Genomic DNA, 9,637 nt, shown 5'->3' with positions numbered 1-9,637 from the left:
CCCTCAACCCCCCCACTCCTACACTAACCCCCCCCCCCCCCCACCCACCCACCCCCCTTGTTTTTTAAAAAACACCCCCACACCCCCCCCCCCCCCCCCCCCCCCCGCCCGGCGCGCACTAGGAACTCGTCATGATCCGCTATGTCCTGCGACGGCTGCTCCAGCTGATCCCGGTGTTCTTCGGCACCACGTTCCTCATCTACGTCCTGGTCTGGGCCGTGCCCGGCGACCCGTTCTCCGGCAAGTGCGGCCAGACCGCCTGCCCCGCGTCCTACGTCGCCCAGATGACCGAGAAGTTCCACCTGAACGACAACATCTTCGTGCAGTACTTCAAGTACCTGGGCAGCCTCTTCACCGGCGACTGGGGCGAGACCTTCAACGGCACCTCGGTCGGCGACCTGATCGCCACGTCGTACCCGATCACGCTGCGCCTGGCCGTGATCGCGGTGCTCATCGAAGCCGTCATCGGCCTGTCCGCCGGCGTCCTGACCGGCTTGCGCGGCAAGGGTTTCCTCGACAACCTCGTGCTGGTCTCGACGACGTTCCTGATCTCGATCCCGGTGTTCGTCACCGCGATCGTGCTGCAGCTCGCCCTGGGCGCCAACGGCCTCGGCTGGATCGAGGCGAGCGTCTCGGACGACCCGAGCATCGGCGAACTCATCGTGCCGGGCATCGCGCTCGGCAGCCTGTCCATGGCGTACGTGGCCCGGCTGGCGCGGACGAGCATCGCCGAAAACCGCCGTGCCGACTACGTCCGGACGGCGATCGCGAAGGGCCAGCCGCAGAGCCGCGTCGTGCTCGTCCACCTGCTGCGCAACTCCGTCATCCCGGTGCTCACCTTCCTGGGCACCGACCTGGGTGCGCTGATGGGCGGCGCGATCGTCACCGAAGGCGTGTTCAACATCAACGGGCTGGGCGGGCTCATCTACCGCGGCATCCAGAACCGGGAGAGCGCGACGGTCGTCGGCGTCGTCGTCCTGCTGGTGCTGGTGTACCTGCTGATGAGCCTGGTCGTCGACCTGCTGTACGCCGTTCTCGACCCGAGGATCCGCTATGACTGACCCGAACCTGGTGGGCGGCGGCGGGGCCGACGCGGCCGAGCTGAGCCGCATCGACGACTCCGCCGCCGGCCCGCAGAAACCCCGCAGCCTGTGGAACGACGCCTGGCGCCAGCTGCGGCGCAAGCCGGCGGTCATCGCCTCGGCGGTGATCATCCTGCTCATCGTGCTGATCGCGATCGCGCCCGGCCTGTTCAGTTCGCGCGACGCGGGGTTCAGCGACCTCGCGCACGCCAACGAAGGCCCGTCGGCCGACGCCTGGTTCGGCTACGACAACCAGGGCCAGGACGTCTACGCCCGCACGATCTACGGCACCCGCGCCTCGGTGCTGGTCGGCGTGTTCTCGACGCTGGTGACCGTGCTCTTCGGTTCGGTGGTCGGCATCGTCGCCGGGTACTACGGCCGGCTCGTCGACAGCCTGCTTTCGCGCTTCGGCGACATCTTCGCCGGCCTGCCGTTCGTGCTCGGCGCGATCGTCATCCTGACGACGTTCAACGCGCCCGGTTCCAACCCCGGCGCGGTCGCGATCATCGTCCAGGTGGTCTGCTCCATCGCGGCGCTGAGCTGGCCGGTGGGCATGCGGATCATGCGCTCGGCGACGCTGGTGGCCAAGCAGCTCGACTACGTCAAGGCCGCGCGCGGCCTCGGCGCGAGCACGCCGCGGATCATCTTCCGGCACCTGCTGCCGAACACGATCGCGCCGGTGCTGGTGTACGGCACCATCGCGCTCGGCGCGTTCATCGGCGCCGAGGCGACACTCGCCTACCTCGGCATCGGCGTGCGCGCGCCGGTGATCTCGTGGGGCGTGCTCATCGCGGACTCGCGGGACTACTTCCGGAACGACCCGCACATGCTGCTGTTCCCCGGTGCCTTCGTCACCCTGACCGTGCTGGCCTTCGTGATGCTGGGTGACGGCATCCGCGACGCGCTCGATCCGAAGTCGAGGTAAGCCTTGTCCGACAACGAACTGCTCCTCGAGGTCGAGGACGTGCACGTCGAGTTCCGGACCGCCGACGGCGTGGCGAACGTCCTCAACGGCGTCAGCTATTCCGTGCACGCGGGCGAAACCCTGGCCGTGCTGGGCGAATCCGGCTCCGGCAAGAGCGTCACCGCCCAGACGGTGATGGGGATCCTCGACATGCCGCCCGGCGTGATCACCAAAGGCGTGGTCCGCTGGCGCGGCGAGGACCTGTTGACGGCGTCGGCCGAACGCCGCCGCGAGGTGCGCGGCAGCGAGATCGCGATGATCTTCCAGGACGCGCTGTCCGCGCTGAACCCGGTGTTCACCGTGGGGTTCCAGATCGAGGAACAGCTGCGCGTCCGGCTCGGTATGTCCAAAAAGGACGCCCGGAAGCGGGCGATCGAGCTGCTCGACACCGTCCGCATCCCGGCCGCCGAACGCCGGATCAAGGACTACCCGCACCAGTTCTCCGGCGGCATGCGCCAGCGCGCGATGATCGCGATGTCGCTGGCGCTCGACCCCGACCTGCTCATCGCCGACGAGCCGACCACCGCGCTCGACGTCACCGTGCAGGCCCAGATCATGGACCTGCTGCACGAGATCCAGGCCGAACGCCGGATGGGCCTGGTCCTCATCACCCACGACCTGGGCGTGGTCGCCGAGGTCGCGGACCGGATCGCGGTGATGTACGCGGGCCGGATCGTCGAGCAGGCCGACGCCGTCGAGCTGTTCCGCGCCCCGGCCCACCCGTACACCGCCGCGCTGATGGACTCCCTGCCCCGGCTCGACCTCAAAGGACAGACCCTGGAAACCATCAAGGGCCTGCCGCCCAGCCTGCTGGACATCCCGCCCGGCTGCCCGTTCCACCCGCGGTGCAAACGAGCGGAAGCGAAGTGTTCGCAAGAGGTTCCGTCCCAGCACGCGATCGGTTTCGGCCGCACCAGCGCGTGCCACTTCGCCGAAGAGGTGGTGAGCTCCCGTGCCTGATCCGATCCTCTCGGTCAAGGACCTGAAGAAGTACTTCCCGGTCCGCACCGGCATCCTGTTCAAGCGCACGATCGGCCAGGTCAAGGCGGTCGACGGCGTTTCGTTCGACCTGATGCCGGGCGAGACGCTCGGCGTCGTCGGCGAGTCCGGCTGCGGCAAGTCGACGCTGGCCCAGGTCCTGATGCGCCTGGAGGAACCGACCGGCGGCACCGCGCAGTTCGAGGGCCGCGACATCTTCGCCATGCGCGGCGCCGAGCTGCGGAAACTGCGGCGTGAGATCCAGATCGTGCTGCAGGACCCGTACACCTCGCTCAACCCGCGGATGACGGTCGGCGACATCGTCGGCGAGCCGTTCGAAATCCACTCCGAGGTCGCCCCGAAGGGCTCGCGGGCCGGGAAGGTGCGGGAACTGCTGGAGGTGGTCGGGCTCAACCCCGAGCACCTCAACCGCTACCCGCACCAGTTCTCCGGCGGGCAGCGCCAGCGCATCGGCATCGCGCGGGCGCTCGCGCTGCGACCCAAGGTGATCATCTGCGACGAGCCGGTGTCCGCATTGGACGTCTCGATCCAGGCGCAGGTGATGAACCTGCTCGGCGAGCTGCAGGGCGAGTTCGGGCTGTCCTACGTCTTCATCGCGCACGACCTTTCGGTGGTGCGGCACCTGTCGAACCGGGTCGCGGTGATGTACCTCGGCAAGGTCGTCGAGCTCGGCACCGACGAGGAGATCTACGAACGGCCGTCGCACCCGTACACCCAGGCGCTGCTGTCGGCGGTCCCGGTGGCGGACCCGTCGGTGCGCGGGCGCCGCCAGGTGATCCGGTTGACCGGGGACGTGCCGAGCCCGCTGGATCCCCCGTCCGGGTGCCGGTTCCGCACGCGGTGCTGGAAGGCCGAAGACCGGTGCGCGACCGAGGTGCCCGAACTCGTGCCCAGGACGGACGGGCACTTGTCAGCTTGTCACTTCGCCGAGCAGAAGTCGGTTGTTCCATAACGTACTTTTTGCCGTTGTACGTGCTATGTCCGGTCTATACGGTGCAGGAACCGCTTTCCGCGAGGAGGAGAAACGTGAAGAGACCCAGGCTTCTGGCCGCGGTGCTGGCCGTGCCGCTGTTCGGCGCGGTTTCCGCCGTCGCGGTCCCGGCCGCGTCGGCGCAGCCCGCGCTGTCCGGCCCGGCGACCGAATTCACCGTGCTCGCCCAGGACGTCCAGAGCATCGGCACCGCCCAGCAGGCGATCAAGGCCGCGGGCGGCACGGTCCTGGAGACCAACACCGCGGTCGGCCTCATCAAGGCCAGCGCCCCGGCCACCGGCTTCACCGAGCGCGTGTCCGCGAACCGCGCGGTGTTCGGTGCGGCGAAGTCGCAGGTCATCGGCTCGCTGCCGAAGAACGGCAAGAAGACCAAGAACGACAGCGTCGAGAAGGAAGGCCGCGGCGCCGCGTCGAAGAAGGCCGCGGCGAACAAGGCCGTCGGGATGGACCCGCTGGACGACCAGCTCTGGGGCCTCAAGTCCGTCCGTTCGGACCTCTCGCGCACCAAGCAGCCGGGCAGCAGGCAGGTCAAGGTCGGCGTCATCGACACCGGCATCGACGGCACGCACCCGGACATCGCGCCGAACTTCGACGAGGCCGACTCGCGCAACTTCACCCGCGACATCCCGACCGACGTCAACGGCGTCGAGGTCGACGGCCCGTGCGAGTTCCGCGGCTGCGTCGACCCAGTCAACCACGACGACGGCGGTCACGGCACGCACGTCGCCGGCACGATCGCCGCCGCGGCCAACGGCTTCGGCGTCTCGGGCGTCGCGCCGAACGTGACGCTGGTGAACATCCGCGCCGGCCAGGACTCGGGCTACTTCTTCCTGCAGCCGACCGTCGACGCGCTGACCTACGCCGGCGACGCGGGCATCGACGTCGTCAACATGAGCTTCTACACCGACCCGTGGCTGTACAACTGCGCGGCGAACCCGGCGGACTCGCCCGCCGAGCAGGCCGAGCAGCGCACGATCATCGAGGCGACCCAGCGCGCGCTGAACTACGCGCACCGCAAGGGCGTCACGATGGTGGTCGCGCTGGGCAACCAGCACACCGACCTGGGTGCGCCGCAGCCGGACACCACCAGCCCGGACTACCCGGCGAACACCACGCACCCCCGCACGGTGGACAACTCGACCTGCCTGAACCTGCCGGTCGAGGGCAACCACACGATCGGCGTGAGCTCGTTCGGGCCGTCGCAGAAGAAGGCGGACTACTCGAACTACGGCCTGGAGCAGATCTCGGTGTCGGCCCCGGGCGGCTACTTCCGCGACGGCTTCGGCACGCCGTGGTACCGCACGGTCGAGAACGAGATCCTCTCGACGTACCCGAAGAACGTCGGCGTCGCCGAAGGCAACATCGACGCGGACGGCAACATCACCGAGGCCGGCCTGACCGCGGGCGTCAAGAAGGCGACCGCGCCCGACGGCCGCGTCGGCTACTACCAGTGGCTGCAGGGCACGTCGATGGCGACCCCGCACGCGACCGGCGTCGCGGCGCTGATCATTTCGCAGTACGGCAAGAAGTCCCACGGTGAGTTCGGCATGGACCCGGACAAGGTCCAGCGCGTCCTCGAGGGCACGGCGGCGAAGATCGCCTGCCCGGTCCCGCGCACGGTGGACTACCTGAAGGAGGGCCGCGACGCGACGTTCACGGCCACCTGCGAGGGCGACCCGTCGTTCAACGGCTTCTACGGCCACGGCGCGGTCGACGCCTACGCGGCGGTGACCCGCGGCTCGCAGTACCTGAAGTAAGCACGGCGAGAACGCCCCGGGAAGGCAACCTTCCCGGGGCGTTCCGCGTGTACGCCGGGACTGGGGGAGGGTGTTCCGTTGACCGTGCGTGAACCGGCGATGCCGACCGATCCGAGGCTGCCGGATCAGCCGACGGCCGCGGAGGTCAACCTGACGAGGGCGTGGCTGGCCCGCCGCGGCGTCGTCGTGGACTGGCCCTCGCCGCTGCTGGCGGTGCGTGTCGGGGCTCGCGAACAGGCCCGGCGGTCGTACTCGGTCTTCGGCGTCCTGCTGGGCGTGATCTGGGTGGCCGCCATCCTGCCGCCCATCCCGGTGCCGGCCAAGTTCGTGCTGGTCAGCGTGGTCTTCACGGCGTATCCACTCCTGCAGTGGCGCCGGTCCCGCCCGCGTGAGCGCGTCGCCGCCCGGCTGGCCCCCGGCGGCGCCCGGCCGTCGTGGCGGGTGGCGGCGGGGCAGGTGGGCTGGTGGTACCTGACGTCGGTGGCGATCACCTACGCCGGCGGCGTGGTGCTGTGCGCGGCGCGGTTCGCGACCAGCCCGCCGGCGGCCGCGGGCTGGGCGGCGGCGCTGGCGGTCGGGGTCGCGGGCACGGTGCTGGTGCTCGGCCCGGTGCTGCGCGGCCCGGTCATCGCCGACGACGAGACGTCACTAGGCGTCGACGCGGCCCTGCGCGCCGAGGACGCCGTGACGTTCGCGCCCGCGGCGGCGCTGGCGTTGCTGGCCTGGATCGACCTCGACGCCACCTGGCCGTCGGTGCCGCCGTGGTTCCCGGTGCGGGTGGCCTACCTCGTCCTGGCGGTCGGGACCCTGCTCGCGGCCCGGTTCGGCCGCCGGTCCCGGTCCCTGCCGCCGGGCACCTACGGCACGGCGGCAGGGTGAGCCTCAGCGGTTCGACGCCCGCTTGACGAACTTCGCCAGGTCCTTCGACTGCTGCACCCGGGTCGGCTCGTGGACGTACATCATGTGCCCCGCCGGGTAGTACGCCGTGTCGATGTTGTCCCGCAGTTCCTCCGGGATCTGCAGGTGGGCCAGGACGTGTTCGGCGGCGAAGTACGCCGTCGCGCCGTCGTAGTGGCCGAACGCCACGTGCACCCGCAGGTGCGGGTTCGCGCGCATCGCCGCGCTCACCGAGTCGACCACCGACACCGAGCGGCCCTCGAAGTCCGAGTACGACCACGCCTTGAACGTGTCCTCGCTGATGATCTCGTACGGCAGGTCGTTCTCGTAGCCGAGCTCGGCCCGCACGTAGTGGTTGAACGCCGCGGCGTAGGCGCCGACCACGCGGGAGATCGACGGGTCGTCGCTCATGTGCTCGCGGCCGCCGTCGGGCTCCCACGTGGTGAACCGGCCGTCCATCCGGCCGACCGCCAGGCCGCGGTCGCGCAGCAGCTCGGTGAAGAACCGGACGTGCTCGATCCGCAGGTTCACCCGGTCCACATAGGACTCGCTGAGCCCGGTCAGCGACGCCAGCGTGGCCACGGCCTCGGTACGGTCCTGAGTGGACAGCCGGGCCCCGCGGCCCAGCACCCACGGCAGGTCCTTCGCCGCGAAGTCCTCCGCGTCGGCGAGGACGTCGTCGAGCGGGCGCTCGCCGTGCAGGCCGTGGTAGTGCGCGATGGCCGCGTACGTCGGCACGTACAGCGAGTAGGGGAGGTCGTTGCCCTCGGTGAACTGCAGCGTGCCCAGGTCGAGCACGGAGGAGATGAGCAGCAGGCCGTTCAGGTAGAGCCCGTGCCGGTCCTGCAGGTGCGCGGCCAGCCCGGCGGCGCGCAGCGTGCCGTAGGACTCGCCGGCCAGGAACTTCGGCGACAGCCAGCGCTGGTGCCGCGACACCCACAGCCGGATGACCTCGCCGACGGACTCGATGTCGCCCTTGAAGCCGTGGAAGTCCTTGGTCTCGCCACCTTCGGACGCGCGCGAGTAGCCGGTCGACACGGGGTCGATGAACACGAGGTCGCTGTGCGCGAGCAGCGTCTCGGGGTTGTCGGCCAGCCCGTACGGCGGCGGCACGAGGTCGTCGACGTCGCCGGACAGCACCCGCCGCGGCCCGAGCAGCCCCATGTGCAGCCAGATGCTCGAAGAACCGGGGCCGCCGTTGAAGGCGAAGGTCACCGGCCGCTCGCCGGGGTCGGCGTCGTCGAGGGTGTAGGAGGTGACGAACACCTCGGCCTTCGCCTTGAAGCCCTCGGACTTGCCGTCCTTGACGATCTCCTTGCGGAGGACGATCCGCCCGGCCTTCGCCGTGTACGCGAGTTTCTTGCGCTTCACGGTGAGGGTGTGCTGGGTCGTGACGATGTCGTCGGTCGGCGCCGCCGGGATCTCGGTCGTTTCCGCGGCCTTCTCGGGAGCCTCTTCGGGGGTGGTGTCCGCCATGGACCCAACCTAGTCGGCGCGAACGGCCCCCTGTGGCAGGGTGACCTGGTGCACACCGAGGACTGGCCGGCGACGATCGGCGAGGCGCTCGCGGTCCAGGAGCGGCTGCGCGGCCTGGTCGACCTCGCGGACGACTGTCCCGAGCTGCCCCCGACGGTGACCGGCCTCGACGTCGCCTACGACGGGGACGGCGGGGTCGCCGCGGCCGTCGTCACCCTCGAGACCGCCGGGCTCACAGTGGTCGAGGCGCGGACGCACCGCGCGAAGGCCGTCTTCCCGTACGAGCCGGGCCTGTTCGCCTTCCGCGAGCTGCCACCGCTGCTGGCCGCGCTCGGCGAGCTGGAGCGCGAGCCCGACCTCCTGGTCTGCGACGGCCACGGCCTCGCCCACCCGCGCCGCTTCGGCGTGGCCTGCCACCTCGGCGTGCTGACCGGCCGCCCGGCGTTCGGCGTGGGCAAGACCCGGTTCGTCGGCACCCACGGCGAACCGGGACTGTCGCGGGGGAGGTCCGTACCGCTGGTCGACGCCGGGGAGGAGGTCGGCGCGGTGCTGCGGACCCAGGACGGCGTCAAGCCGGTGTACGTCTCGGCCGGGCACCGGATCGGCCTGGCCCACGCCTGCCGGGTGACCCTGGCGCTGACCCCGCGCTACCGGCTGCCCGAGACCACCCGGCAGGCCGACCGGCTGTCCCGGGCGGCCCGGCGATGAAGTCCCTGGCCGAGCTCGACACCGCGGTCGCCGGCTGCCGCGCGTGTCCCCGCCTGGTCGCCTGGCGCGAGGGCGTCGCCGGGACCAAGGCCGCCTTCCGCGGTGAGCCGTACTGGTCCCGCCCGGTCCCCGGCTTCGGCCCGCCGGACGCCTCCCTCGCCGTCGTCGGCCTCGCCCCCTCCGCGCACGGCGCCAACCGCACCGGCCGCATGTTCACCGGCGACCCCTCCGGCGACTTCCTCTTCCGCGTCCTGCACGAGGTCGGCCTCGCGTCGCAGCCGACGTCGACGGCGATCGGGGACGGGCTGGAGCTCCACCGCACGCGGCTCGTCTCGCCGGTGCGCTGCGCGCCGCCGGAGAACAAGCCGACGCCGGCCGAGCGGGACACCTGCCGTCCGTGGCTCGCCGAGGAACTGACACTGTTACGTCCGACACTGCGCGCGATCGTCGTGCTCGGTGCGTTCGGGTGGCAGGCGTTGCTGCCCGTGCTCGAGGCGGCGGGCTGGGCCGTCCCGCAGCCGCGGCCGGCGTTCGCGCACGGTGCCGTGCTCGAACTCGGCGACCTGCGGGTTTTCGGCTGTTATCACGTCTCGCCGCGCAATGTCCAGACACACCGCGTGACCCACGCCATGGTGGCGGCCGTCTTCCGGGCCGCGACCTCGGTGACAGGTCAGAACTGAATCGTTACGGAAACCGCAGCGACGCTGGTCACAGCCGGATGGGGCCCCCGAGCGAGGTCGCGGCGAAGGTGTCACCATGAGGA

General features: G+C 70.6%; 9 protein-coding genes. 8 read left to right on the top strand and 1 reads right to left on the bottom strand.

Features of this window, described 5'->3' with window-relative positions:
- Positions 1-131: 131 nt before the first annotated feature.
- The 6 genes from ABZW17_RS11535 (at position 132) to ABZW17_RS11510 (ending at position 6,672) form a co-directional block, all read left to right on the top strand.
- Positions 132-1,061 (top strand): ABC transporter permease, encoded by a 930-nt coding sequence (locus tag ABZW17_RS11535; protein ID WP_354812224.1) that lies wholly within the window; start codon positions 132-134, stop codon positions 1,059-1,061.
- Positions 1,054-2,007 (top strand): ABC transporter permease, encoded by a 954-nt coding sequence (locus tag ABZW17_RS11530; RefSeq protein WP_354812222.1) that lies wholly within the window; start codon positions 1,054-1,056, stop codon positions 2,005-2,007. Before ABZW17_RS11535 ends, ABZW17_RS11530 begins: the two co-directional genes overlap by 8 nt.
- A gap of 3 nt (positions 2,008-2,010) precedes the next feature.
- The gene (locus tag ABZW17_RS11525) at positions 2,011-3,006 is read left to right on the top strand and encodes an ABC transporter ATP-binding protein (protein WP_354812220.1); all 996 of its coding nucleotides are present in this window, start codon (positions 2,011-2,013) and stop codon (positions 3,004-3,006) included.
- On the top strand, positions 2,999-3,997 hold the full coding sequence (locus tag ABZW17_RS11520; RefSeq protein ID WP_354812218.1) for a dipeptide ABC transporter ATP-binding protein: 999 nt from the start codon (positions 2,999-3,001) through the stop codon (positions 3,995-3,997). The genes ABZW17_RS11525 and ABZW17_RS11520 overlap by 8 nt, the downstream gene beginning before the upstream one ends.
- Positions 3,998-4,071: 74 nt before the next feature.
- Positions 4,072-5,793, top strand: a complete 1,722-nt coding sequence (locus tag ABZW17_RS11515; protein ID WP_354812216.1) for a S8 family serine peptidase — start codon at positions 4,072-4,074, stop codon at positions 5,791-5,793.
- A 78-nt stretch (positions 5,794-5,871) separates the two neighbouring features.
- Positions 5,872-6,672, top strand: a complete 801-nt coding sequence (locus tag ABZW17_RS11510) for a hypothetical protein (RefSeq protein WP_354812214.1) — start codon at positions 5,872-5,874, stop codon at positions 6,670-6,672.
- 3 nt (positions 6,673-6,675) lie between these two features.
- On the opposite strand, the gene ABZW17_RS11505 is transcribed toward ABZW17_RS11510, so the two are convergent.
- The gene (locus ABZW17_RS11505) at positions 6,676-8,166 is read right to left on the bottom strand and encodes a peptidase S10 (protein ID WP_354812212.1); all 1,491 of its coding nucleotides are present in this window, start codon (positions 8,164-8,166) and stop codon (positions 6,676-6,678) included.
- A 48-nt stretch (positions 8,167-8,214) separates the two neighbouring features.
- On the opposite strand from ABZW17_RS11505, the gene ABZW17_RS11500 reads away from it, so the two are divergent.
- Positions 8,215-8,874: an endonuclease V gene (locus ABZW17_RS11500; protein ID WP_354812210.1), complete on the top strand. Its 660-nt coding sequence runs from the start codon at positions 8,215-8,217 to the stop codon at positions 8,872-8,874.
- Positions 8,871-9,554, top strand: a complete 684-nt coding sequence (locus ABZW17_RS11495) for a uracil-DNA glycosylase (RefSeq protein ID WP_354812208.1) — start codon at positions 8,871-8,873, stop codon at positions 9,552-9,554. The genes ABZW17_RS11500 and ABZW17_RS11495 overlap by 4 nt, the downstream gene beginning before the upstream one ends.
- Positions 9,555-9,637 lie beyond the last annotated feature (83 nt).

This window comes from Amycolatopsis sp. NPDC004625 (assembly GCF_040609695.1).
GTDB lineage: Bacteria > Actinomycetota > Actinomycetes > Mycobacteriales > Pseudonocardiaceae > Amycolatopsis.
This window is presented reverse-complemented; position numbering and strand designations above follow the sequence as displayed.